Source organism: Actinoplanes sp. NPDC000266, from assembly GCF_042899005.1.
Taxonomy (GTDB): domain Bacteria; phylum Actinomycetota; class Actinomycetes; order Mycobacteriales; family Micromonosporaceae; genus Actinoplanes.
In genome coordinates this window covers 885331-908706 of record NZ_JBIAZI010000001.1, presented here as the reverse complement: position 1 = coordinate 908706, position 23376 = coordinate 885331, and the positions used below count along the sequence as shown (strand labels likewise).

General features: G+C 70.7%; 21 protein-coding genes and 1 pseudogene. 16 read left to right on the top strand and 6 right to left on the bottom strand.

All coding sequences use genetic code 11. The annotated features are described in order from the left end of the window. Positions 1-34 precede the first annotated feature (34 nt). Positions 35-631 carry a TetR/AcrR family transcriptional regulator gene (locus ACFY36_RS03705; RefSeq protein WP_499744331.1) on the top strand — a complete coding sequence of 199 codons (597 nt, stop codon included), beginning with the start codon at positions 35-37 and terminating at the stop codon, positions 629-631. Here the strand turns inward: ACFY36_RS03705 and ACFY36_RS03700 are convergent. Continuing rightward, positions 598-2070 carry a CocE/NonD family hydrolase gene (locus ACFY36_RS03700; RefSeq protein WP_499744330.1) on the bottom strand — a complete coding sequence of 491 codons (1473 nt, stop codon included), beginning with the start codon at positions 2068-2070 and terminating at the stop codon, positions 598-600. The genes ACFY36_RS03705 and ACFY36_RS03700 overlap by 34 nt on opposite strands. Positions 2071-2224: 154 nt before the next feature. Between ACFY36_RS03700 and ACFY36_RS03695 the strand changes: the two genes are divergently transcribed. Continuing rightward, a complete protein-coding gene (locus ACFY36_RS03695) occupies positions 2225-3043 on the top strand; it encodes a CPBP family intramembrane glutamic endopeptidase (protein ID WP_499744329.1) in 819 nt (272 codons plus the stop codon). 111 nt (positions 3044-3154) lie between these two features. On the opposite strand, the gene ACFY36_RS03690 is transcribed toward ACFY36_RS03695, so the two are convergent. Then, complete coding sequence (locus tag ACFY36_RS03690; RefSeq protein WP_499744328.1) at positions 3155-4195, bottom strand: hypothetical protein; 1041 nt, start codon at positions 4193-4195, stop codon at positions 3155-3157. A 174-nt stretch (positions 4196-4369) separates the two neighbouring features. Here ACFY36_RS03690 and ACFY36_RS03685 point away from each other — a divergent pair, with 174 nt between their 5' ends. The 3 genes and pseudogenes from ACFY36_RS03685 to rpoD form a co-directional block, all read left to right on the top strand. Next, positions 4370-5503, top strand: coding sequence for a sensor histidine kinase (locus tag ACFY36_RS03685; RefSeq protein ID WP_499744327.1), 1134 nt, complete (start codon positions 4370-4372; stop codon positions 5501-5503). Then, on the top strand, positions 5500-6162 hold the full coding sequence (locus tag ACFY36_RS03680; RefSeq protein ID WP_499744326.1) for a response regulator: 663 nt from the start codon (positions 5500-5502) through the stop codon (positions 6160-6162). Before ACFY36_RS03685 ends, ACFY36_RS03680 begins: the two co-directional genes overlap by 4 nt. 92 nt (positions 6163-6254) lie before the next feature. Further along, positions 6255-7502, top strand: a pseudogene (gene rpoD, locus ACFY36_RS03675) (RNA polymerase sigma factor RpoD); the annotation flags it as partial. Here rpoD and ACFY36_RS03670 read toward each other — a convergent pair. Beyond that, complete coding sequence (locus ACFY36_RS03670) at positions 7490-9751, bottom strand: FdhF/YdeP family oxidoreductase (protein WP_499744325.1); 2262 nt, start codon at positions 9749-9751, stop codon at positions 7490-7492. The pseudogene rpoD and the gene ACFY36_RS03670 sit on opposite strands and share 13 nt — an antisense overlap. A 34-nt stretch (positions 9752-9785) precedes the next feature. Between ACFY36_RS03670 and ACFY36_RS03665 the strand changes: the two genes are divergently transcribed. The 3 genes from ACFY36_RS03665 to ACFY36_RS03655 are packed head-to-tail and all read left to right on the top strand — an operon-like array spanning position 9786 to position 11196. Then, entirely contained in the window at positions 9786-10115 is a 330-nt protein-coding gene (locus ACFY36_RS03665; protein ID WP_499744324.1) for an ArsR/SmtB family transcription factor, read from the top strand. Continuing rightward, positions 10112-10576, top strand: a complete 465-nt coding sequence (locus ACFY36_RS03660; protein WP_499744323.1) for an SRPBCC domain-containing protein — start codon at positions 10112-10114, stop codon at positions 10574-10576. The genes ACFY36_RS03665 and ACFY36_RS03660 overlap by 4 nt, the downstream gene beginning before the upstream one ends. Beyond that, positions 10573-11196, top strand: a complete 624-nt coding sequence (locus ACFY36_RS03655) for a dihydrofolate reductase family protein (RefSeq protein WP_499744322.1) — start codon at positions 10573-10575, stop codon at positions 11194-11196. The genes ACFY36_RS03660 and ACFY36_RS03655 overlap by 4 nt, the downstream gene beginning before the upstream one ends. On the opposite strand, the gene ACFY36_RS03650 is transcribed toward ACFY36_RS03655, so the two are convergent. Then, entirely contained in the window at positions 11193-11807 is a 615-nt protein-coding gene (locus tag ACFY36_RS03650) for a tetratricopeptide repeat protein (protein ID WP_499744321.1), read from the bottom strand. The two genes, ACFY36_RS03655 and ACFY36_RS03650, sit on opposite strands and share 4 nt — an antisense overlap. A 170-nt stretch (positions 11808-11977) precedes the next feature. Between ACFY36_RS03650 and ACFY36_RS03645 the strand changes: the two genes are divergently transcribed. The 3 genes from ACFY36_RS03645 to ACFY36_RS03635 are packed head-to-tail and all read left to right on the top strand — an operon-like array spanning position 11978 to position 14597. Beyond that, positions 11978-12547: a TetR family transcriptional regulator gene (locus ACFY36_RS03645; protein ID WP_499744320.1), complete on the top strand. Its 570-nt coding sequence runs from the start codon at positions 11978-11980 to the stop codon at positions 12545-12547. A 14-nt stretch (positions 12548-12561) separates the two neighbouring features. Next, a complete protein-coding gene (locus tag ACFY36_RS03640) occupies positions 12562-13632 on the top strand; it encodes an oxidoreductase (RefSeq protein ID WP_499744319.1) in 1071 nt (356 codons plus the stop codon). Further along, complete coding sequence (locus ACFY36_RS03635) at positions 13629-14597, top strand: quinone oxidoreductase family protein (protein ID WP_499744318.1); 969 nt, start codon at positions 13629-13631, stop codon at positions 14595-14597. The genes ACFY36_RS03640 and ACFY36_RS03635 overlap by 4 nt, the downstream gene beginning before the upstream one ends. On the opposite strand, the gene ACFY36_RS03630 is transcribed toward ACFY36_RS03635, so the two are convergent. After that, positions 14587-14796: a hypothetical protein gene (locus ACFY36_RS03630; protein WP_499744317.1), complete on the bottom strand. Its 210-nt coding sequence runs from the start codon at positions 14794-14796 to the stop codon at positions 14587-14589. The two genes, ACFY36_RS03635 and ACFY36_RS03630, sit on opposite strands and share 11 nt — an antisense overlap. A gap of 237 nt (positions 14797-15033) precedes the next feature. Here ACFY36_RS03630 and ACFY36_RS03625 point away from each other — a divergent pair, with 237 nt between their 5' ends. The 5 genes from ACFY36_RS03625 to ACFY36_RS03605 are packed head-to-tail and all read left to right on the top strand — an operon-like array spanning position 15034 to position 19840. After that, positions 15034-15654, top strand: coding sequence for a TetR/AcrR family transcriptional regulator (locus tag ACFY36_RS03625; protein WP_499744316.1), 621 nt, complete (start codon positions 15034-15036; stop codon positions 15652-15654). A 20-nt stretch (positions 15655-15674) separates the two neighbouring features. Further along, complete coding sequence (locus ACFY36_RS03620; protein ID WP_499744315.1) at positions 15675-18050, top strand: MMPL family transporter; 2376 nt, start codon at positions 15675-15677, stop codon at positions 18048-18050. Continuing rightward, the gene (locus tag ACFY36_RS03615) at positions 18047-18769 is read left to right on the top strand and encodes an enoyl-CoA hydratase/isomerase family protein (RefSeq protein WP_499744314.1); all 723 of its coding nucleotides are present in this window, start codon (positions 18047-18049) and stop codon (positions 18767-18769) included. The genes ACFY36_RS03620 and ACFY36_RS03615 overlap by 4 nt, the downstream gene beginning before the upstream one ends. A gap of 22 nt (positions 18770-18791) precedes the next feature. Continuing rightward, complete coding sequence (locus ACFY36_RS03610; protein WP_499744313.1) at positions 18792-19094, top strand: PadR family transcriptional regulator; 303 nt, start codon at positions 18792-18794, stop codon at positions 19092-19094. Then, on the top strand, positions 19091-19840 hold the full coding sequence (locus tag ACFY36_RS03605; protein ID WP_499744312.1) for a hypothetical protein: 750 nt from the start codon (positions 19091-19093) through the stop codon (positions 19838-19840). Before ACFY36_RS03610 ends, ACFY36_RS03605 begins: the two co-directional genes overlap by 4 nt. Positions 19841-20338: 498 nt before the next feature. Here ACFY36_RS03605 and ACFY36_RS03600 read toward each other — a convergent pair whose 3' ends face one another. Then, positions 20339-23374 (bottom strand): PAS domain S-box protein, encoded by a 3036-nt coding sequence (locus tag ACFY36_RS03600; protein ID WP_499744311.1) that lies wholly within the window; start codon positions 23372-23374, stop codon positions 20339-20341. Between the last annotated feature and the right edge of the window lie 2 nt (positions 23375-23376).

Here is a 23376-nt window from a genome sequence, read left to right as displayed (position 1 = left end):
AGGGCGGGCACCGGCCGATCGGTAAGATCGCGCCATGGTGGCCGAGGCGGGCAAGAAGCGGGGGCGCCGGCCCGGTGCGAGCGTGACACGGCAGAAGGTGCTCGGCGCGGCGCGTGCCTGCTTCGCTCGTGAGGGCTATGCGGCGGCGACCATCCGGAAGATCGCGGGCGAGGCCGGGGTGGACGCGGCGCTGGTCATGCAGTTCTTCGGGTCCAAGGAGGAGCTGTTCGCGGCGGTGATGTCGATCTCACCGGAGGCGCTGGCCCGGTTCGGCGCGGCGTTCGGCGGGCCCGCCGACGGCATCGGTGAGCGGGTGACCAGGGCCTATCTGGAGCTGTGGGAGGGCGATCCGGCCGACTCGGAGCCGCTGCTGGCCATGCTGCGCTCGGCCATCACGAACGAGCGGGCGGCGGAACAGCTGCGCGAGTTCGTCCAGGCGCGGCTGTGGGAGGCTTCGGGCGACCAGACCGCGGTCGTACGGGCCGGGATCGCGTCGACCATGCTCATCGGGGTCGTCCTCGGCCGCCGCGTCATCCAGGTCCCGGCCCTCGTCGCCGAGGACCGGGAATCGATCGTCGAGGCGGTCGCACCGGCGATTCAGATGGTTCTGGCGCCGAGGACCGGCAGCTGAAGGTACGAGGCGTGGTCGCCGCCGGTGTGCACGACGTGCCGCCCGCTGTTGGCCGGGACGTATTCGGCCAGCCGGGGCATCATCGGGCCGAGCAGGCTGCGGCCGCTGACGACCAGGCGGATCTGCTCGCCGGGGTGGAAGGCCAGGCCGACCGGGAGCAGGTCGATCTCGACGTCGACGATCTCGCCCGGTGAGAGCTTCTCGACCCGGTCGAAGGTGTGCGCGGGCACGTCACCGGTCGACAGCTTCTCGTCCAGCCGGCGCAGGGAGACCCGCAGGCGGCCGTCCGAGCCCTTGTAGCGCAGGATCGACGCGCCGCGCTCGGTGAGGTCCTGCGCCATCGCCCCCTGGTTGGGCACGGTGAACTGCTGCAACGGCGTCCCGTAGGCGTCGAGCTTCTGCACCAGCACGAACAGGTCCATGTCGTCCGGGTTCGAGCCGATGTCGTACGCCGCCTCGGCCGCCCCGGCCGGAGCCGTGGTGACCAGGGTGCGGGTGCGGCCGTCGAGGTAGTACCTGGTCGAGACGGCCCCGGCCAGCGGGAACTCGTCGGCGGGGACGTTCACCTCGTCGCCGCCCCGCAGGTCGAGGACGGAGTAGCGCACGCGGGGCGTCCGCTCCCATCCGTTGTCCTCGCCCTTGAGGAAGTGGTCGAAGAACCGGCGCAGGTCTTCGACGTTGGCCTCGTCGTAGTAGTCGGGCCATTCCTGGCTGTTGTGGACGCGAAGCCATTTGTGCTCGGAGGCCATCCGGCGCCACGCGCGGAACGTGCCGGCGGTGTGCAGGGTGTTGGAGTAACTCGCGACGACGTACGCCGGAACCTGAATTTGATCGAAATCGGGGATCTTCCCGGCCCAGAGCTCGTCCATGAGCGGATGCTGCTCGGCCTCGGCGAGGATGTCCTCCTTGCGGCTCTTGCCCCAGAAGCTGACGTCGCGGAGCTGCTGGGCGAAGCCGGTGTCCGGCATGCCGCCGCGCAGGACCAGGTCGCGGTAGACGTCGCTGACGCCCTCCCACGGGTTGATGGCGGCGAGGTGCGGTGGCTGCTCGGCCGCGGTGAACCACTGGGCGACGGCCAGATAGGAGGTGCCGCTCATGGCGACCTTGCCGGTGCACCACGGCTGGACGGCCAGCCACTCGATGAGGTCGTGGCAGTCGCGGCCCTCCTGGCGGTCCCACAGGACGCTGTCGCCCTCGGAGTCGGCCACGCCCCGGACATCGGGATTACAGATCGCATAACCCCGGGCGCACCAGTACGCCGGGTCGGGCCCCTCGAACTTCTCCAGCCCCGAGACGATCGCGTTGTCCAGGCCGACCAGGCCGAAGACGCCCATCACGCTGGCCGAGGTGCCCTGGCCTTTGCCGTACGGGCTCCAGGCCACGATGACCGGCACCTGTTCCGCCCCGGCGGGCCGGAAGACGTCGACGTGGATCGTCACGCCGTCGCGCAGACCGGTCGCCGGGCTCGAGGGGCCGGGACTTCGAAAATATCAACACGCGTTGAGATTAACTCCTGATCCCCCGTGAGAGCTACCCCCGATTGCCCACCACACGGTGACGATCGACAGGGGTCAGTTTTCATAGCGTCTTCCCATGCCTCAGTTCCGCGGGAGAAACGCACTCATCCTGATCGTCACGTTCGTCGTGGCCGACCTGCTGCTGGCGCCGCTGCTCGCGGCGGCGGCCGGCCACTGGTTCACCGGCCTGCTCACCGGGTTCGCGGTGGCCGCCCTGGTGCTGGTGGTCTACCGCTTTCTGGTGCGGCGCCTGGAACACGAGGAACCGCCCCTGGCCCGGGCCCGGCCTCTGGCGCTGCGCGGCTTCACGATCGGCGTGGGCGTGTTCTCGCTGGTCATCGGCGTCATCGCGATCTTCGGCGGTTACCGGATCGCCGGCTGGGGCTCGGTCGGCGACATGGTGGCCACGTTCGGGATGATGACGGGCATCGCCGTGCTCGAGGAGGTGCTGTTCCGCGGGGTGCTGTTCCGCCTGCTGGAGAGGTGGGGCGGCACGGTGGTGGCGCTGGCCGGCTCGGGCCTGTTGTTCGGCGCGCTGCATCTGCTGAACCCGAACGCCACGATCTGGGGCGCACTGGCCATCGCGGCCGAGGCCGGCCTGATGCTGGGCGCCGCCTACGCGCTGACCCGCTCACTGTGGCTGCCGATCGGCCTGCACCTGGGCTGGAACTTCGCCGAGTCAGGCATCTTCGGCGCAACAGTATCCGGCTCCGACGGCACGGTAGGCGGGCTGCTGCGCGGCACAGCACACGGCCCAGCCGCCATCAGCGGCGGCGAGTTCGGCCCGGAGGCGAGCGTCTTCGCCATCTTGGCCGGCCTGATCCTGACCTACCTGTTCCTGCGCCGAACCCACTTCACCCCGGCCAACTTCCGCCATGCGCCGGCGGACCACTAAGAGCCACCCCACGATCCGGCGCCCGCACATTCTTTCCCCGAAGGGCACCCATCAATGAAGCATCAGCGACACGCTTCAGCCCACGGCAGAAATCGCCCCGGCCATTTCGCGTTACCATTTCCAGGACGTGTGCTTCCACAATTGCACGCTACCGTTATAACCATGCGAGCCGTCCGATCTCGAACGGCCCGACCGACACCTACGAGCGACACGGAAGAATCCACCCAGCCCAGAGGATTCGGCCCGCGCGGCGACCTCCGCCTGGCCCTCCGGCCGGTTCGACGTCACCGCATCAACCCGCACCACCTCAGCCCGAACCGTGGATCCGAACCACGCTGCCGCCTCGGCCTCATCGGTCGGCTCGGCCCGCACACCCACCTCGGCACGGATAGCCGGCTCGGCACGGGCCGCCTGCCGGGCCTCAGCGACCAGCTCGCCCCGGACTGCCTGCTCGGCCCGGATGACCGGCTCGTACCGGACCGCCTGCTGGGCCTCGGCGGCCGGCTCGAGCCGGACTATCTGCTCGGTCTCGGCGGCTGGCTCCACCAGAACTGCTCGCTCAGCCCGGATGGCCAGCTCGACCCGGGCCGCCTGCTGAGCCTCAGCGACCAGCTCGCCCCGGACTGCCTGCTCGGCCTCCGCGACCAGCTCCACCCGAACTGCCTGCTCGGCCTCCGCGACCAGCTCCACCCGAACTGCCTGCTCGGCCTCCGCGACCAGCTCCACCCGAACTGTTTGCTCGGCCTCCGCGACCAGCTCCACCCGAACTGCCTGCTCAGCCCGGGTGGTCACCTGAGCTACCGGGTCGGCCTCGACCGGCCCCTCTGGCGCAGCCTGCGGCACACCGCCCGAGCCGGAAGCGGCCATCGCCTGCTCAACGGGCCGACACGGACGCCGCACCCAGCTGACCTCCTCATCCCAGACCAACGGCGGTATCCGCTCGGTCGAATCATGCAGGCCCAACTCCCCGCACAACCGCGAACAACCATGCAACCGACACAACTTCAACGCATGACGCCGTTTAAGACCCCATCGCCGCCGCTCATCCTGACCACGCCGGAACTCCACCATCTCCGGCGAATGACTCGGCACCCCCGACCAATCCCGCATCGAAGCAATAACCGACCTCGAAAAGAACCCCAGCTGCGCCATGAACCATTATCCCGCACCCCGAAGATCGACAGCAAAGAAACGATCACGCCGATTAAAATATGGAGATGAGAATTCTCGTGCCGCTATCCCGGCGCGCCAGGCGGGTACTCAGCGTGAGTGGGCCGGCCGCTGTAGCGGAGTCCCGAGTCCCTGTTTTGTCCCGGAGGACGCGAAATGATCTACCGCTACTCTGCGGCGATGAACTGGTGGCGGGCGCGGCCGGCGTGGGTTCGCGACGGGGCCGGCGGGCTTCTTCTGCTGGCGCTGGCCTTCGTGCCGCCGCTGGCCGCGGCCGGCACCCGGCTCGGCGAGCTGCCCCGCCGGCCCGTCGACGTCCTGGCGGTGGTGGCCGCGGTCGCCATGACGGTGCCGCTGGCCGCTCGGCGGCGATGGCCGGCGGCCGTGCTGGGCGTGGTCGGGCTCGGATTCGCCGTTCAGGAGCTGCGGGGCTACCAGAGCGCCGCCGGGGCCGCTCTGCTGGTCGCCCTCTACAGCGCTGGGGTCTACCAGGAACGTTTCCGCCGCGAGGTGGGAGCCGCCGCCGTCGTCGCCTATGCGGGGTTGTGCGCCGGGCTGCACGCGGCCGGGTCGGCGGCGCGGGTGCAGGACTATGTCATCTTCTTCGCGCTCATCGCGCTGGCGGCGGTGGGCGGGGCCGTGGTGCGCCGGCGACGGGCCCTCGATCGGGAGCAGGCGCGGGCGGCCGAGCGGGCGCGCATCGCTCGCGAGCTGCACGACGTCGTCACCCATCATGTGACGGCGATGGTGGTGCAGGCCAACGCGACCCGGTTTGTGGCCGGGCCCGGGCCGGCCGCTGACAGCCTCCGAGTGATCGGCGACACCGGGAAACGGGCGCTCACCGAGCTGCGTGACCTGCTCGGCGTGCTCGATCCGGAACGGCCGGCGCCGCGCGACCGGCTGCCGGGGCTCGATCAGGTGGGCGAGCTGGTCGAGTCGACGCGGGCGGCCGGGCAACCGGTGACCCTGGTCGAGGACGGCACGGCGCCCGACATGGGCGCGGGACGTGAGCTGGCCGCCTACCGGGTGGTGCAGGAGGCGCTGACCAACGCCATGAAATACGCGGCCGGGCAGCCCACCGCCATCGAGCTCGACTACCAGCCCGACGGGGTGACCGTCACCGTCGTCACCGAGAGCGCGGCGAGCGGTGGGGCCGGTGGCGGGTCCGGGCACGGGCTGGCCGGGCTGCGCGAACGGGTCGAGCTGTTCGGCGGCGAGATGACCGCCGGTCCGCGCCCGGGTGGCGGGTTCGCCGTCCGGGCCCACGTGCCTCTCGAAGGAGCGCCATGACGATCGAGGTGGTGGTCTGCGACGACCAGGCCATCATCCGTACCGGGTTCACCACCATCTTCGACTCGCAGCCCGATCTGGCGGTGGTCGGCGAGGCCTCCGACGGCAGGACCGCCGTCGAGCTCGCACGGCGGTTGCGGCCTGCCGTGGTGGTGATGGACGTGCGGATGCCGGTGATGGACGGCATCGAGGCGACCCGGCTGCTGGCCGGGCCGGACGTGGCCGATCCGGTCAAGGTGCTGGTGGTGACGACATTCAACATCGACGAGTACGTCTTCCAGGCGCTGCGCGCGGGGGCCAGCGGTTTCCTGCTCAAGGACGCTTCGCCCGAACAGCTGATCGCGGCCGTGCACACGGTGGCCCAGGGCGAGGCGCTGGTCGACCCGGCCATGACCCGCCATCTGATCGGACGGCACGGGTCGCGGCTGCGGCCCTCCGATCCGGACGACGTGGCCGCGGCCAAGCAGCTCACCCCGCGCGAGCGGGAGGTGCTCAAGCTGATCGCCGAGGGGCTGTCCAACAGCGAGATCGCGACCCGGCTGACGATCGGGCCCGAGACCGTCAAGACGTACGTGTCGCGGATCCTCACCAAACTCACGCTGCGCGACCGTGTGCAGGCGGTCGTCTACGCGTATCGCACCGGGCTGGTCAGCCCTTGACCGCGTCAGGGGCGGCGATCGGGGCCCGCGCCCGGTTATAATTCCCTGACCTCGCGGTTCGCGAGGACCAGATGGCCTCTCCGCGGTGCGACCCTGCGGCCCGCGATGCCACGAGCCATCCCGGGAGCCTGGGCATGACATCCAGCACCGCCCGTTCCGCCACCGCCCGCCCCGCCGCGGCTCGTTCCGGCGCGGCCCGCTCCGCTGCGGCCCGTTCTGAAGCGGCCCGTCCCGACGCGGCCCGTTCGGGAGCGGCCCGTCCTGACGCGGCCCGTTCGGGAGCGGCCCGTTCTGACGCGGCCGGTTCTGGAGCGGCCCGTCCTGACGCGGCACGGTCTGACGCGGGCCCGTCCGACTTCGAGTGGGACACCGACGAGTCCGAGGCTGTGCGCCAGGCCGCGGCCGAGGCGCAGACGGTCGCCACCACCGACACCGTCCGGGCCTACCTGCGCGAGATCGGGCGTGTCCCGCTGCTCACCGCGGAGCAGGAAGTGACCATCGCCAAGCGGATCGAGGCGGGGCTCTACGCGTCCGAGCTGCTGCGCGCGGCCGACGCCGACGGCAGCGAGATGGACGGCGTGCTCCGGCGCGACCTGCGGTGGATCGTCCGCGACGGCGACCGGGCCAAGAACCACCTGCTCGAGGCCAACCTGCGGCTCGTCGTGTCGCTGGCCAAGCGCTACACCGGGCGTGGCATGGCGTTCCTCGACCTCATCCAGGAGGGCAACGTCGGCCTGATCCGCGCCGTCGAAAAGTTCGATTACGCGAAGGGCTTCAAGTTCTCCACGTACGCCACGTGGTGGATCCGCCAGGCCATCACCCGCTCGATGGCCGACCAGAGCCGCACCATCCGCATACCGGTCCACATGGCCGAGATCATCAACAAGCTCGGGCACATCCAGCGCGACCTGCTCCACCGCAACGGCCGCGACGCCACGCCCGAGGAACTGGCGGCCGAGATGGACATGCCGGTCGAGAAGATCCACGAGATTCAGCAGTACGCCCGCGAGCCGATCTCCCTCGACCAGACGTTCGGCTCCGAGGGCGATTCCCAGATCGGCGACTTCATCGAGGACAGCGAGGCCGTCGTCGCGCTCGACGCGGTCAGCTTCGCCATGCTCCAGGACGAGATCGAGGCCGTGCTGTCCACCCTCACCGAGCGCGAGGCCGGCGTGGTCCGGCTCCGGTTCGGCATCCGCGACGGCAACCCGCGCACCCTCGACGAGATCGGCCAGGTGTACGGCGTCACCCGCGAGCGGATCCGCCAGATCGAATCCAAGACGATGGCCAAGCTGCGCCACCCGGCCCGCTCGCGGGCGCTCTCCGACTACCTGTTCTGACCGGCCGCCTCCAAGCGCACGATCACCCATTTCGAGGTGGGGGTGCCGCTTTCGGCCGCCTGCGAGTCGAGCGGGACCAGCGGGTTCGTCTCCGGGTAGTAGGCGGCCACACAGCCCTTGGGCGTCGAATATTCGACCAGCCGGAACCGGTCGGCCCGCCGCACGCGACCGTCGGGCCACTCCGAGATGAGATCGACGACGTCGCCGTCGGCGTACCCCAGCTCCTCGAGGTCCTCGCCGTTGATGAAGACGACCCGCCGGCCGGAGTGGATGCCGCGGTAACGGTCGTCGAGGCCGTAGATCGTCGTGTTGAACTGGTCGTGGCTGCGCAGCGTCTGCAACACCAGCCGGCCCGGCGGGACCGTCAGCACCTCGAGTGGGCTGACCGAGAAGACCGCTTTGCCCTCCGGCGTCGGGAAGGTACGTGAGTCGCGCGGCGGGTGCGGCATGGTGAAGCCACCGCTGTGGATCTTCTCGGTGTAGCCCTCACAGCCGGGCACGACCCGCCCGATCCGATCCCGGATCCGGTCGTAGTCCTCGGTGAAGCCGGCCCAGTCGATGCTCCCGTCCAGCGCCGACCGAGCCATCCCGCAGACGATGTCGACCTCCGAGCGCAGCAGCGGACCGGCCGGCGCCGACCGGCCCCGCGAGGCGTGCACGGCCGACATCGAATCCTCCACGGTGACCCGCTGGACCCGGCCGCCGGTCAGGTCACGCTCGGTACGCCCGAGCGTGGGCAGGATCAGCGCCGTCCGGCCGGCCTCGACGTGGCTGCGGTTGAGCTTGGTCGAGATCTGCACGGTCAGCTCGGCGTTCTTCAACGCCGCGGCGGTGACGTCGGTGTCGGACATCGCGGCCACGAAGTTGCCGCCCAGCGCCACGAACACCTTGGCCCTGCCGTCGCGGAACGCCCGGACCGCGGCGGCCGCGTCGTAGCCGTGCTCCCGCGGCGGTTCGAAGCCGAACTCGTCGCGCAGCCGGTCGAGGAAGACAGCAGGCGGACGCTCCCAGATGCCCATCGTCCGGTCGCCCTGCACGTTGGAGTGCCCGCGCACCGGGCACAGCCCCGCCCCCGGCTTGCCGATCATGCCTTGGAGCAGGGCGATGTTGACGATCTCCTTGATCGTGGCGACCGCGTTGTGATGTTGGGTGATGCCCATGGCCCAGCAGTGCACGATCCGCTTCGAGCCGGCCAGCATCCCCGCCGCCGTCTCGATCTGCTCCCAGGTCAGCCCGGTCGCGGCCAGCACCGCCTCGCGGTCGAGCTGCCGGATGTGCTGCTCCCACGCCTCGAACCCGACCGTGTGCTCCGCGATGAAGTCACGGTCGGCCACCCCGGCCTCCAGCAGCAGATAAGCAACCGCCTGCCACAGGGCGAGGTCGCCGTTGGAGCGGATCTGCAGGAGCTCGTCGGCCAGCGCGGTGCCGTGCCCGGCCAGCCCGCGCGCCTTCTGCGGGTTGTCGAAGCGCAGCAGCCCCGCTTCGGGCAGCGGGTTGATGGCCAGGATCTTCGCCCCGTCGCGCTTCGCGATCTCCAGCGCGGTCAGCATGCGCGGGTGGTTGGTGCCCGGGTTCTGCCCCGACACGATGATCAGATCCGCCTGGTGCAGGTCGTCGAGGGACACCGAGCCCTTGCCGACGCCGATCGTGCGGGCCAGCCCGACCGACGTCGACTCGTGGCACATGTTGGAGCAGTCGGGCAGGTTGTTGGTGCCGTACGACCGGGCAAGCAGTTGATAGAGGAAAGCGGCCTCGTTGCTGGCCCGGCCGGACGTGTAGAACACGGCCTCGTCCGGGTCGCTCAGGCCTCGCAGGTGGGCGCCGACCAGTGCGAACGCGTCGTCCCAGGAGATCGGCCCGTAATGCGAAGCCCCGTCCCGCCGGACCATCGGATGGGTGAGCCGGCCCTGCTTCTCGAGCCAGTGATCCGTACGGCCGGAAAGATCCTCGATCGAATGGGCCGCGAAGAACGAAGGCCCGACGGTGTCCCGTACGCCCTCCCACGAAACCGCCTTGGCGCCGTTCTCGCAGAACTCGGCGGTGTGCCGGTGCCCCTGCGGATCGGGCCAGGCGCAGCTCATGCAGTCGAAACCGCCGGCCTGATTGAGGGCGAGCAGGTTACGGGCCGTCTTCACCGGCCCCATCTGCCCGAGCGCCTTGGCCATGCTGACCTTGACAGCCTTCAGCCCCGCCGCGTGATCGGCCGGACGGCCGACCCGGAGACCCGCTTCTTCGGGATCGATCACCATGACAGTGGACCTTACACAAGCTATAGTTAGCCTCGTGGCTAACTATTCGGCGCAGCTGGACGACGTCTTCGTCGCCCTGTCCGACCCCACCCGGCGCGGCGTCGTCCGCCGGCTCGGCGAGGGCCCGGCGACGGTGGGCGAGCTCGCCCGGGCGTACCCCATGGCGTTGCCCTCGTTCATGAAGCACGTGCGCACGCTGGAGAACGCCGGCCTGATCCACACGGCCAAGACCGGCCGGATCCGCACCTGCGTGCTCAACCGTGAACGCCTCGCCGTCGTCGACGACTGGCTCGCCGAACAGCGCGACATCTGGTCGCAGCGCACCGACCGCCTGGAACGACTCGTCACTGAGGAGCCGCAATGAACCCCGATCTCGACCTGACCTTGCAACGTGTCATCCGCGCTCCGCGCGCCGCCGTCTGGAACGCGTGGACCGACCCGTCCCGCTTCGCGAAGTGGTGGATCCCGGCCCCGGCGGTGTGCCGCGTCGACCGACTCGAGCCGCATTCCGGCGGTGCCCTCCTGACCAGCATGAGCGACGACGGCCAGGCTTTCGTCCCGCACGTCGACGCGACCTTCCTGGTCGTCGACGCGCTCTCCAAGCTCGTCTTCACCAACGCGATCGACAGCACTTGGCGCCCCGCCGCCCCGGAGCCGGTCGCGATGACGGCCGAGATCACCTTCGCCGACCATCCCGACGGCACCGACTACCGCGTCCTGGTCCGCCACGGCGATCCGGCGGCCCGGGCCCGCCACGAGGAGCTCGGTTTCATCGACGGCTGGGGCACGGTCACCACCCAACTGGCCAAGGAGGCCGAACAGTGAAGCTCACCCTGACCGAGTTCGTGACCCTGGACGGCGTCAGCCAGGGCCCGGGCTCCCCCGACGAGGACACGACCGGCGGCTTCACCCGGGGCGGCTGGCTCGTGCCGCACCTGGACAAGCTCTTCGTGCGGCGCACCTCGGAATGGCTCGACGAGGCGGACGCCCTGCTGCTGGGCCGCCGCACCTACGAGGCGTTCGCCCGGGACTGGCCGCAGATCAAGGGCGACGACCCTTTCACCGTACGGATGAACGCCCTGCCCAAGTACGTGGTCTCCAACTCCCTCACCACGGGCGCCTGGAACCCGACAACGGTCCTGGCCGGCGACCCGCTGAAGACCGTCGCCGATCTGAAGGCCAAATCGGGCCGCGAGCTCCAGATCCACGGAAGCGCCCGCTTGGGCGCGGCACTGCTGCAGGCCGGCCTGGTCGACACGCTGCGCCTGGTCGTGGCCCCCACGATCCTCGGCGAGGGCCGCCGCCTGCTGGAACACCCGGCGCCTCCGGCCGGCTTGCGACTGACCCACCACGAGGTCACCCCGTCCGGCCTGGCCCTCCTGCAGTACGACCACGCCGGCAACGCCCCGACCGGCTCCTACGAGGGGGTGGCCGCTTTCGCTTAGGAACCGCGAACCGCTGTTCGCGCCTGTTCGATGTGCCGCATGATGGCGTGGGCCCCATGTGCGCGGGCTATGGCCCGCGCCTCGTCGAGGGTCGCGATCGCGTCCGCGCGCCGGTCCTGGGCGGCGGCGATGTAGGCCAAGCCGACCATGTTGGAAGCCACGCCCGGCAGGTTCCCGGTCTCCCGGCGCAAGCGAGATGACTCTTCGAGCTGGTCGCGAGCCGTGTCGAGCCGGCCGGCGGCGTGGGATGCGATGCCCAGGTGCCGCAGCGCCTCGGACTGTGTCGCCTTGTCACCGCTCTCGGCCGCCAGCCGGTATGACCGCTCCAGGTGGGGCACGGCGGTGTCGTTGTCACGCCGGATGAACTGGTGCAGGCAGCCGATCCAGAACAGGGCCTCGGCCTCACCCCGCGTGTCACCCACCGCCCGGTACAACTCGAGAGCGCGTTCGAACAACCGCAGCTCGGCGGGATCCTCAGCGGCGGCCGGGGAATCGGACGCGCTCTGAAATCGTGCGTGGGCGATCTTCCCGCGGGCCAGCGCCGTATCGGCCTCGACCATGGTCAAGACCTGTTCGGCTTCGGCCAGCAGGCTCGTATCGCCCGTGTACACCGCTCGCTCGTACGCTTTTCCGGCTCTTTCGATCCGGTCTTCGGTGATCATCGCCGCCCCCGCTGGCATGGTCTCTACGCGTCAGAGGCGCAGTCTACGGCGGGCGAGCGGTGGCAGGCGCTGGCAAAGTGCCGGTCACTGCCACATCGGCAGGTGATAGCATGTTGCAGGTGACCGCCACCCATGACCTGCGTGAACGCCGCCGGCTCGCCACCCAGGCCGAGATCGAGGCGGTGGCTCTCGAGCTCTTCAGTGAGCGCGGGTCGGACCGCACCACGGTCGAGGACATCGCGGCCGCGGCCGGGGTGTCGCAGCGGACCTTCTTCCGGTACTTCGCTACCAAGGAGGACGCGGCGCTCGGGGTCAACCGGGCGTTTCAGGAAGCCTTCGGAGCCGAGCTCGCCCAAGGCCGCAACGTTTTCGAGGCCGTCGAGGCCACCCTGGCCGGGCTTCGGACGCGTGACGGCGCCGTCGACCGGCTCCTGCGGGTGCGCTGCCTGCTCGCGCGGGACGACAACCTCAACCAGGCCGCGATCGCCTTCGACAGCCGGTCCTGCCATGCCAACCAGGAGCTGATGGGCGGCACCCTGAAGGCCCGCGTCGTCATGGAGACCGTCAGTGTCGCCCTGCGGGCCGCCCTCGACGACTGGGCATTACGCCGGCACGGCGGCGAGGATGCCGACCTGCTGGAGATCTTCCGCGAGGCCTGCCGCTACACCAGCCTCACCGACAACCCCTGAGCGAGCCAAGCACAATGTCACTGTTCACTCCCCTGGAGCTGGGCTCCATCAAGCTGCGCAACCGCCTGGTGATGGCGCCGCTGACCCGCATCCGCGCCGGTCAGGACGACGGCGTGCCGGGTGATCTGCTCGTCGAGCACTACCGGCAGCGGGCGTCGATGGGCCTCATCGTCACCGAGGGCACCTGGCCCGTCCGTGAGGGCCGCACCTGGATCGGCCAGCCGGGCATCGAGACCGCCGCGCAGGTGGCGGGCTGGCGCCGGGTCGCCGACGCCGTGCACGAGGCCGGCGGCTCCATCGTCATGCAGATCATGCACGGCGGGCGCATCTCGCATCCGGCGGTCGGTGGCACCGGCCGTACGGTCGCTCCCAGCCCGATCGCCGCCCCCGGCGAGATCCGGACCCCGGACGGCAAGGCCGCCCTGCCCGTGCCGCACGCGCTGACCACCGGCGAGATCGCGGCGGTGGTGGCCACGTTCGCCGCCGGCGCCCGCAACGCGATCGCGGCCGGCATGGACGGCGTCGAGATCCACGGCGCCAACGGCTATCTGATCCACCAGTTCCTGTCGCCCGCCGCCAACGTCCGCACCGACGAATATTCGGACCGGACCCGCCTGGCCGTCGAGGTCGTCAGCGCGGTGGCCGCCGCCGTCGGCGCCGACCGCACCGGCCTCCGGCTGTCACCCGAGCACAACATCCAGGGCGCGCTCGAGACCGACCCGGCCGACGTCGTCCGGACGTACACCGGCCTGGCCGAAGCTCTTGCCCCTCTCGGTATTGCTTTTGTGGACATCCTGCACGCCGACCCGGCCGGCGAGCTCGTGCAGAAACTGCGGCACGCCATCGCCGCCCCGGCCGTCGTCAACACCGGCTTCGGCACGCCGACCACCCGCGCCGAGGCGACGCGGCTGCTCTCCGACGGTCTCGGTGACGCCGTCGCGGTCGGGCGGGCCGTCATCGCCAACCCTGACCTGGCCGACCGCTGGCGTCAGGACACCCCCGAGAACACGCCGGATCCCGCCACCTTCTACGTCGGCGGCGCCACCGGATACACCGACTACCCCACCCTGAAGGAGCTGGCATGAAAGCGGCCGTCTACTACGAGAACGGCGGACCCGAGGTCCTGCGCTACGAGGAGGTGCCCGACCCGGCGCCCCAGGCCGGCGAGGTGCTGCTGCGCATCGCCGCGGTCGGCGTGCAGGGTGGCGACCTGCTGCACCGGCAGGTCAGCCCGTTCCCGTCGGCGCCGCACGTCGGCGGATATCAGGCGGCCGGCACCATCGCCGCCGTCGGTGAGGGCGTCACGTCGGTCCGCGAGGGTCAGCGTGCCGTCGCCTTCATGATGGCCGGCTCGCACGCCGAACTGGCCGCGGTGCCGCTGCACAACGTGTACGTGGTGCCCGACGACATGGACCCGCGGATCGCGGCCGGCATCCCGGTCGAGTTCGGCACCGCCGACGACTGCCTGTTCGAATTCGGACGCCTGCGCGCCGGCGAGACGGTCCTGATCCAGGCCGCCGCGAGTGGGGTCGGCCTGGCCGCCGTGCAGCTGGCCAAGGCGGCCGGCGCCACGGTGATCGGCACCGCGTCCAGCGACGAGAAGCTGACCCGCCTCGCCGGCTACGGCCTCGACCACGCCATCAACTACAAGGACCAGGACGTCGTCGAGCGCGTACGGGCCCTGACCGGCGGCCGCGGCGTCGACCTGGTGGTCGACCCGGTCGGCGGCCACACCCTGGAGGACAGCATCAACGCCCTGGCCTATCGCGGCCGGATCAGCTGGGTCGGCCAGGCCAGCCGTGACACGTACTCGCCGCAGCTCGGCCCGCTGATGGGCAAGAGCGCCTCCCTGAACGGCGTCTACTTCGGCGCCGAGATGTCACACGACCCGGCCCGTACCCGCGCCCTGATCGAGAAGCTGATCGGCCGCGTCGCGAGCGGCGAGCTCACCGTCGTCGTCGACCGCGAGTTCCCACTGTCCGACGCCGCCGAGGCCCACCGGTACATCGAGAGCCGCGCCGCTTTCGGACGGGTCCTGCTCATTCCCTGACCTTCCAGTCAGCGCGCAACCGACGGAACGCGCTCCGGACCTCGTCCGGCACGTCGACGTGGGCGATGAAGTCACGCCCCGAGGGACCGTAATCGGTCATCCGCGGAATCTCGCCCATCAGCAGCAGGGTGTAGTGCTCCATGGACCACATGCCCAGCGGCGGGTCCACGAACGACAGCCGCCCATCGGACTCCCGCACGAGAGTCCGGTGGGCGGCGTCACGTTGTTCCCCCAGTTCGTCGACTCCTCCTCCAGCAGGTCCACCGCGAGCGCGGACCTCCCGCAGTGCGCTCGTCGTGTGCCCTCGCCGCCGAAGAGAATCGCCACATCGGCCGTGCCGGCCGTCAGCTCGGGTACGTCGCGGCGGGAGCAGACAGTGACGCCCGCGCGCGCCCCACTTTGCGCTCAGTGCAACGATGCACTTAATGTAAGCACTGTGACGACCCATCCGCTGGACCGGCGGGCGGCGCTCAAGGCGCGGCATCGGCGGGCCATCCTCGACGCGGCCAAGGAACTCATCTCCGAGGGCGGCGACGCCCGGCTCAGCGTCGATCTGCTGGCCGAACGCGCGGACGTCTCGCGCCGCACGATCTTCAACCACTTCGCGTCGATCGACGACGTCGTGACGACCGTGTGCACCGAGGTCCTCGGCGTGGTCATCGAGAACGTGCTCGAGCTGATCAGCAAGGCGCCGGTCGCGTCGACCTTCGAAACCGTCGCGGCGGCGTTGCGGTCCACCGACGTACCCTCGCTGATCGCTTTTCTCTATCGCGCCCTCGGCGGCTTCGGCGCCGGCGATCCCCGGCCCCAGCAGATCTTTCAGGCGACGTTCTCCCGTACGACGCTCGACCTGGCCCGCCTGCTCGCCGACCGGCACGCCGATCTGGACGCGCTCGAGGCGGAGATCCTGGTCAGCTCGATGATGCACGGCACCGAGGTGATCGCCCACCACTGGCTGGCCGAGACCGGCGCCGTGGTCGACGAGAACGCCCGCCTGCTGTGGAAGCACCTGCTCGACCGGCTCATCGACAGCATCCGTACCGGTTATCCCACCTGATATCAGAGAGGCACTCCCCCGTGGCCGAGTTGCTCTACCGTCTGGGGCGTTTCAGCGCCAGGCGGGCCTGGACCGTCCTGATCGCCTGGGTGGTGATCCTGGGGCTGTCCGTCACCGCGTACTTCGCCTTCGGCGGCACCCTGTCGTCTCAGGTCACCATTCCCGGCACGAAGACCGATCAGGTCACGCAGCAGCTGGCGCAGAGGTTCCCGAGCGCCAGCGGCGGCTCCGGCACGATCGTGTTCCACACCGCGAACGGCGCCGCTTTCACCGGCGAGCAGAAGGCCGGCGTGGCCGCGCTGCTCAAGAGCACCGGCGAGCTGGACGGGGTCGCGTCCACGACCGACCCGTTCGCCACCCAGCAGCAGGCCACCGAGCAGGCCGCGCAGGTCACCGGGGGTCTGGAGAAGGTCACCGCCGGACTGGCCCAGCTAGAGGCGACGAACGCGCCGCCCGGCTCCCAACAAGACGCCGCCAAGGTCCAACTCGAAGCGCAGGCCGCCAAGCTGAAGCTGTCGCAGCAGTTGCTCGCCATGTCGGCCGAGATCCGGCTCGTCTCCGAGGACGGCAGCGCCGCCACCGCGCCCGTCGTCTTCGACAAGCCGCGCATGGAGGTCACCCAGGAGACCAAGGACGGCGTGGTCGACCACGTCTCGGCCGGCGTCCCGGCCGGGGTCGAGGCCGCCTTCTCCAACGACATCACCCAGGGCGTCCCCGAGGTGCTCGGCGTCGGTGAGGTCGTCGGCGTCGTGGTGGCCGCGATCGTGCTGCTGGTCATGCTGGGCTCGCTCATCGCGGCCGCCCTGCCCCTGGTCGGCGCCCTGGTCGGCGTCGGTGTGGGCGTCACCGCCTCGCTGGCCATGTCCGGCGCCGTCGACATGCTGTCGATCACCCCGGTGCTCGGCGTCATGCTGGGCCTGGCCGTCGGCATCGACTACAGCCTGTTCATCCTCAACCGGCACCGCCGCCAGCTGCTGGCCGGTGTGGACATCCACGAGTCGATCGGCCTGGCCAACGGCACGTCGGGCAACGCCGTCGTCTTCGCGGGCGCCACCGTGCTGGTCGCGCTGCTCGCCCTCAACGTGACCGGCATCGGCTTCCTCGGCATGATGGGCACTGTCGGCGCCATCTGCGTCGCGGTCGCGGTGGTCGTCGCGGTCACTTTGACGCCCGCCCTGCTCTCCCTGCTCGGCCTGCGCGTGCTGGGCCGCAAGGCCCGCGCCGCGATCGGCCAGCCGCACGCCGACACCACACCATCGCAGCCGATGAGCACAAGCCGGGCCCTGCTGACCGCGTTCGCCGGTCTGGCCGCGCTGATCGTCATCGCCATCCCGGCGCTCTCGATCCGGCTCGGGCTGCCCGACGGCTCGTCGGAGGCGCAGGACTCGTCGCAGTACCAGGCGTACAAGCTGACCGAGCAGAAGTTCGGCGCCGGCGTCAACGGCCCGCTGCTGGTGGTGGCCGAACTGCCGGCCGCCGTGACCGGCGACGAGGTGCTGGCCGAGCAGGTGCGCGTCGGCAACGCCCTGATGGCAGCGGACGATGTCACCGCGGTCGCCCCGATCGGCCAGTCCAAGGACGGCGCGCTGCTGGCCTTCCAGGTCGTTCCGGGCGAGGGCCCGTCCAGCGAGTCGACCGAGCAGCTCGTCCGCGACCTGCGCGACCTCTCCCCGTTGGACGGCGGCGTCACGCTCGGCGTGGCCGGCAGCGCCAGCGGCAACATCGACATCTCGGAGCAGCTCTCCGACGTACTGCCGCTCTATCTCGGTGTCGTTCTCGGCCTGTCGCTCATCATCCTGATCTTCGTCTTCCGGTCGCTGCTGGTCCCGCTCACCGCCACCCTCGGCTTCGTGCTGTCGCTGTTCGCCACGTTCGGCGCGATCACCGCGATCTTCCAGTGGGGCTGGCTGGGCTCGGTCTTCGGCGTGCACGACCCGGGCCCGATCCTGAGCTTCCTGCCGACCATCCTGATCGGCATCCTGTTCGGCCTGGCCATGGACTACCAGCTGTTCCTGGTCTCGGGCATGCGGGAGGCGTACGCCCATGGCGCCCCGGCCCGGCTGGCCGTCCGGCAGGGCGTGCACGCCGGCCGTACGGTCGTGACCGCCGCCGCGATCATCATGATCTCGGTGTTCGGCGGCTTCATCTTCTCGCACACCGCGATGATCAGATCCCTCGGTTTCGGTCTCGCCTTCGGCGTGCTGGCCGACGCCTTCCTGGTCCGCATGCTGGTCATCCCGGCCGTGATGCACCTGCTGGGCCGCTCGGCGTGGTGGATCCCGCGCTGGCTCGACCGCATCCTGCCCAACGTGGACGTCGAGGGCGCCGCCCTGGAACGCAGCCACCCTGTCACCCACTCCCCTTCGCCCGCGGAACGCGCAACCATAGGGGCATGACGACTGGATCGATCCAGATCGATGACCTCGACGGCGTCGCGCTCGTCCGGATGACCCAGGGCAAGGTCAACGCCTTGGACCTCGACCTGCTGTACGACCTGACGACCACCTTCGGAGAACTCGACCACAACGATGCGACCGCCGCCGTGCTCACGGGCGGCGGTCGCGCCTTTTCCGCCGGCGTCGACCTCTGGCGCATCCTCGACGGCGGCGCCGCCTACGTCCGCGAGTTCCTGCCCGCGCTCGAGGACGCGTTCGACGCCGTCTTCTCCCTGGGCAAACCGACCGTCGCCGCCGTCAACGGCCACGCCATCGCCGGCGGCGCCATCCTGGCCGCCGCGTGCGACCAGCGGGTCATGAGCGGCGGCACGCTCGGCGTGACCGAGCTACTGGTCGGCGTGCCGTTCCCCGCCCTGGCCCTGGACATCCTCAACCACGCCCTGGGCCCGCGCGCGGCCCACCGCGCGGTCCTCACCGGCGAGACCCTGACCCCCGAGCAGGCCCTCGCCGCCGGCCACATCGACGAGATCGGCCCCCCGGAGGCCGCCGTCGCCCGTGCCCGCAAGCTGGCCGAGATCGCTCCCGACACCTTCCGGATGACGAAGACCCAACTGCATTCCGGCGTACGCCGCAACCCCGACCCGCGAGTAACAAAGCTCTGGATCCGCGCGGTCGAGGACGGCAGGATCGAGCGCTACATGACCGGTTTACATATGTAGGCCAACGACATATGGTGTCCGCATGAGAGAGCCGACGTACTACATCCTCGCGGCGCTCCAGGACGAGCCCCGCCACGGCTATGCGATCATCACGCGCGCCGCCGAGCTGTCCCAGCGGCGCGTCACGCTGGCCACCGGCACGCTCTATCAGGCCCTCGACCGCCTGACGCGAGACGGCCTGATCGAGGTGGTCCGCGACGAGGTGGTGAACGGCCGGGCCCGCCGCCACTACGCGCTGACCCCCGACGGCCGCGCCGCGCTCGAGGCGGAGGCGACCCGGATGGCCGAGGCGGCCCGGATCGTCCTGCGGGTGAGGCCGGCATGACCCCGTACGAGGCGATGGTCCGCCTCTATCCCTCCGACCACCCCCGCGACGAGATGCTGGGCGTGCTCGAGGAGAGCGGCCGCCGATGGCACCGCGAGGCGCCCGCCCTCCTGCTCGGCGCGTTGCGGGCGCGCAGCGGCGGCGGCCATCCGGCCGGCCTGCGCTGGCTGTACGCGACCCGGGCGGCCGCCCTGATGCTCCTGGTCGCCGGGGCCACGGCGCCGGTCCTCGACCTGAGATACGGCGTGGTGCTCCTCAACAGCCTCATGGTCGCCACCTGGATCTGCGCCGGCCTGGCCGCGGCCGCCGTCATGCTGGGCGCCCGGGTGCCGGCCCTGGGCCTGTCCTTGTCGGCCTTGTTGCTGAGCGGCACCGACCAGACGAGCACGGCCGCGATCGCCGCCTACACCCTGGCGTCGGTCCTGCTGCTGATCCCCGGCCGTCCACTAGCGGTCCGCAACCCCCTGCCGATCCTGCTGGCCATCGCCTGGGCCGTCGACTACACGATGCCCCCGTGGTCCCAGTCGGCCTTGATGATCGCCTTGCTGCTCTGGACCCTGATCGACGAACGAATCCTGCTGGCCGCCGGCCTGGCCCTCTCAGCCGGCTTGATCACCGCCACCGAGGAGGTAGCCGCCGCCAGCGACCCCCGAAGCCTGATGATCGTCGCCGCTTGGCGAGTCGGCGTCCCCGCCGCCTTGATCGTGGCCGGCGCTGCCCTTATCCACCGCCGAGTCAAGACCTGACCACCCCCGAACCTGACGCGCGCGGCCGGGGTCGCTGAGACGACCCAGCGCCACCCACGTGGCAGTAACCCGAACGGGTTACAGGCTGGCCGAAGGCGCTCTTGGTCGGCGTAGCTCTGCGCGCGGTCCGATATGGAGCCACAATCGTGAAAGTCGTCGATGGGCTCTTGACGGTGGTCGACGCGGCAGCGCCGGAATCGTCGTCAGCGGCCGCCGCTGTCTCGAGTCTAGATGTGGCCCGACCGGCCGAACTTCCGCCGGGGATCCGGCCGGTGCCGGGCCAAGTGACGTACCGCGTCGAGATTGCGCCGGGTCACTCGTACGCCCTTGGACCTCCGGGCCGCCGAGACCCTGAGGATCGCAAATTTGCCGATCTGGTGCGGATGGACCCCGGCGGCCGGATGGACCTTCTGGTGGTGGTCGCGACCGGCTGGCCGTGTTCCACCCAGCCATCGGAGCGCAGGCGGAGTGAGTGTGACCGTCGGCCCCTGCCTGACGTCAGTGGTTGACTGTGGATTGCCGGGCGAGGGCGTCTCGTACTCGGTGGAGCAGTTCGCGGCTGGTGAACGGCTTTTCGACCATGACGAAGCCGTCGGGGAGGGTGCCGTTGTCGGTCAGGACCGGCTCGGCGTAGCCGGACATGTAGAGCACGGGCAGGCCGGGGCGAACGGCCGTCACCCGTACCGCCACCTCGTTGCCCATCATCTTCGGCATGATGACGTCGGTCAGGAGCAGGTCTATTCCGCCGGTGTGGGTCTGTGCCAAGTGGATCGCCTGGGCGCCGCCGTCGGCGACCAGCACCTCGTAGCCCGCTCGGGTCAGGATGCGGGCCGTCGTCTGCCTCAGGGCGTCCTCGTCCTCCACCATCAGGATCGTCTCGTGGGCCGCTTCCATCGGGGCGGACTCCCCCGTGGGCTCGGCCGCGCCGTTGCCCGTGGGCACCGGCTGGTCCGTGGCCGGCAGCATGATGGTGACCGTGGTGCCGATGTCGACCTCTGAGTACAGGTGGACGTCGCCGCCGGCCGCCGTTGCGATGCCGTAGACCGTGGCCAGGCCCAAGCCCGTGCCGGCGCCTCTTGGCTTTGTCGTGTAGAACGGCTCGAACGCTCTCTCCTGCACCTCTCGGGGCATGCCGGCGCCCGTGTCGCTCACTCTCAGCCGTACGTACGGGCCTGGTCGCAGGTTGTAACTGCCGGCGTCGTCCGGGCCCAGGTCGGTGTTGCCCGTGTCTATCGACAGCGTGCCACCGCCGGGCATCGCGTCCCGGGCGTTCACGGCCAGGTTCACCAGGATCTGCTCCAGCTGGCCGGGGTCGGCGTGCACCGTTCGCAGCTGCCGGTCCAGGTGGGTGATCAGGTGGATGTGCTCGCCCAGTGTTCGGCGCAGCATCTGCTCGACGTCGCCGACCACGTGGTTCAGGCTCAGCACCTGGGCCTGCGTGACGTCACGGCGGCCGAACGCCAGCAGCTGCTTCGTCAGCTGGGCCGCCCGCTCGGCGGCGTGCCTGATCTGGCCCAGGTCGTCGCGGGCCGCGGCCAGGTCGGCCGGCGCCGGGTCCTCGGCGTCCAGCGTGTCCAGCACCAGCTCCGTGTAGTTGCCGATGATGGCCAGAATGTTGTTGAAGTCGTGGGCCACCCCGCCGGCCAGCTGGCCCAGGCTCTCCAGGCGGCGGGTATGCTGGAGGCGCCTCTCCGCCGCGTCGCGTTCGGCCTGGGTGATCAGGCGCTCCCGCTCCGCCTGGGCCGCCACGCGCTCGGTGACGTCGCGGATCGCGGCCGACACGATGATGCCCTGGTCCGTCTCCAGCGCGGACAGGCTGATCTCGGCTGGGAACTCGGATCCGTCCTTGCGGACCGCCGCCAGTGACTTGCCTCCGCCCAGTTGCCGGGTCCTCGGCTCGGCGAAATAGCGGGCGCGCTGCCCGGGGTGGGCCGCGCGGACCCGCTCGGGGACCAGGATGTCGACGTTGCGCCCGATCAGCTCCTTGCGGGCGTACCCGAAAAGCTTCTCGGTCTGCGCGTTGGCCAGGGTTATCGTGCCGTCCCGGGTGACGCCGAGCATGGCGTCGGGCGCGGCCTCGAGCAGGCCCTGGAACATGAGCTCGGCCCGGCGGCGCTCGCTGATGTCGCGCGAGATGCCGGCCACGCCGGTGACCTGACCGGCCGGGTCGCAGATCGCCGACAGGGTCAGCGCGACGGTGACGATCCGGCCGTCCTTGTGACGGCGCCGCACCTGGTCCTGCTCGACGCGTTCGCCGGCCGCGGCCCGGGCCAGCAGGTGCCGCTCGGCCTCCTCCTGGCCGTCCAGGAACATCAGGGCCATGTCGCGGCCCAGGGCCTCGGGCGCCGACCAGCCGTAGAGGCGTTCCGCGCCCGCGTTCCAGCTGGTGATCACGCCGTCGAGGGACCGGCCGATGACGGCGTTGGGCGACGACTCGACGATGACCGCCAGGCGCTGCCTCTCGGCCAGCACCTCGGCCCGCTGGGCGAGCGCGGCCGCCTGGTCGGCGAGCTCGGTGAACAGGGCGATGTCGTCGTCGGCGAACAGGCTCCGATAGCGGCTGAGCATCACCAGCGCGCCCCGCCCGGCCACGGTCTTTATCGGCGTGGCGGTGACGTAGCGGGTGCCGGTGGCCTGGGCCAGCTCGACCGCCACCGCGGGCGGATCCGTCCAGCCGGCGAGCGCGTCGATGGTGAAGCCGGCCGCCAGCAGCTCACCGACGTCCTCGTCGCCCGCTTCGCGGGAGAGCAGGGCCCGATTGTCGTACGCCATGACCCGCAGCCGCCCGGGCGTGGTGGGCAGGAGCACCGCGGCCACGTCGGCGCCCAGGACCTGGCTGGCCCCGCGGCAGAAGTGCCGCCACGTCTCGGCCGCGTCCGCGTCCGGCGCCACGGTCAGCAGGCGCTGGGTCATCGCGTACGCGGCGCCGGTGGACCAGATCCTCCGCAGCCGCCGCGGCGGAACGAAAGCCAGCAGGTAGAGCAGGCCGGCCACCAGGGCGAGCACCCGGGAATGCACGGCCGCCGACCGGCCGGCGGCCGAGGTCAGCACCGCGACGCCGAACAGGGCGGTGGCGGCCGCGGCACTCCAGAACCGCACCCGGGCGGCGCGGCCGCGGCAGCGCGCCTGGGCCGCCAGCAGCACGGCGGCCAGCACCTCGAGGCAGAAGAAGACACCCGCGGCGAGCAGGACCATCCGGCGGGACAGCATCCCGGCGGTCGCGACGACCAGCGGGGCCGCGCTGATCGCCCAGGCGGCGGTCGCGGCCGCCATCAGCCACGGGCTGACCGGCCGCAGCCGGGCCACCAGGCGCAGGGTGAACACCGGCTTGGCCAGCAGCACCGCCACGAGCACACCCATCACCACGGGCGACGCGGACCCGCCGAACACCTCGACCAGGCCGAGCACGAACAGCATCGCCACCGACGCGAACATCACCATGACGTCGCGCAGCAGAGGGTCGCGCCGCCGCAGATAGCGGTAGCCCATCCAGGCGAAGATCAGCGCGTACGCGGAGGTCACCGCGAGCAGCATGA

Bases quoted from the DNA above. Each gene is read 5' to 3' on its own strand.
- ACFY36_RS03705 (WP_499744331.1), top strand. From the start codon at position 35: ATGGTGGCCGAGGCGGGCAAGAAGCGGGGGCGCCGGCCCGGTGCGAGC.
- ACFY36_RS03695 (WP_499744329.1), top strand. From the start codon at position 2,225: ATGCCTCAGTTCCGCGGGAGAAACGCACTCATCCTGATCGTCACGTTC.
- ACFY36_RS03690 (WP_499744328.1), bottom strand. From the start codon at position 4,195: ATGGCGCAGCTGGGGTTCTTTTCGAGGTCGGTTATTGCTTCGATGCGG.
- ACFY36_RS03685 (WP_499744327.1), top strand. From the start codon at position 4,370: ATGATCTACCGCTACTCTGCGGCGATGAACTGGTGGCGGGCGCGGCCG.
- ACFY36_RS03680 (WP_499744326.1), top strand. From the start codon at position 5,500: ATGACGATCGAGGTGGTGGTCTGCGACGACCAGGCCATCATCCGTACC.
- ACFY36_RS03670 (WP_499744325.1), bottom strand. From the start codon at position 9,751: ATGGTGATCGATCCCGAAGAAGCGGGTCTCCGGGTCGGCCGTCCGGCC.
- ACFY36_RS03660 (WP_499744323.1), top strand. From the start codon at position 10,112: ATGAACCCCGATCTCGACCTGACCTTGCAACGTGTCATCCGCGCTCCG.
- ACFY36_RS03640 (WP_499744319.1), top strand. From the start codon at position 12,562: ATGTCACTGTTCACTCCCCTGGAGCTGGGCTCCATCAAGCTGCGCAAC.
- ACFY36_RS03635 (WP_499744318.1), top strand. From the start codon at position 13,629: ATGAAAGCGGCCGTCTACTACGAGAACGGCGGACCCGAGGTCCTGCGC.
- ACFY36_RS03615 (WP_499744314.1), top strand. From the start codon at position 18,047: ATGACGACTGGATCGATCCAGATCGATGACCTCGACGGCGTCGCGCTC.
- ACFY36_RS03610 (WP_499744313.1), top strand. From the start codon at position 18,792: ATGAGAGAGCCGACGTACTACATCCTCGCGGCGCTCCAGGACGAGCCC.
- ACFY36_RS03605 (WP_499744312.1), top strand. From the start codon at position 19,091: ATGACCCCGTACGAGGCGATGGTCCGCCTCTATCCCTCCGACCACCCC.
- ACFY36_RS03600 (WP_499744311.1), bottom strand. From the start codon at position 23,374: ATGCTGCTCGCGGTGACCTCCGCGTACGCGCTGATCTTCGCCTGGATG.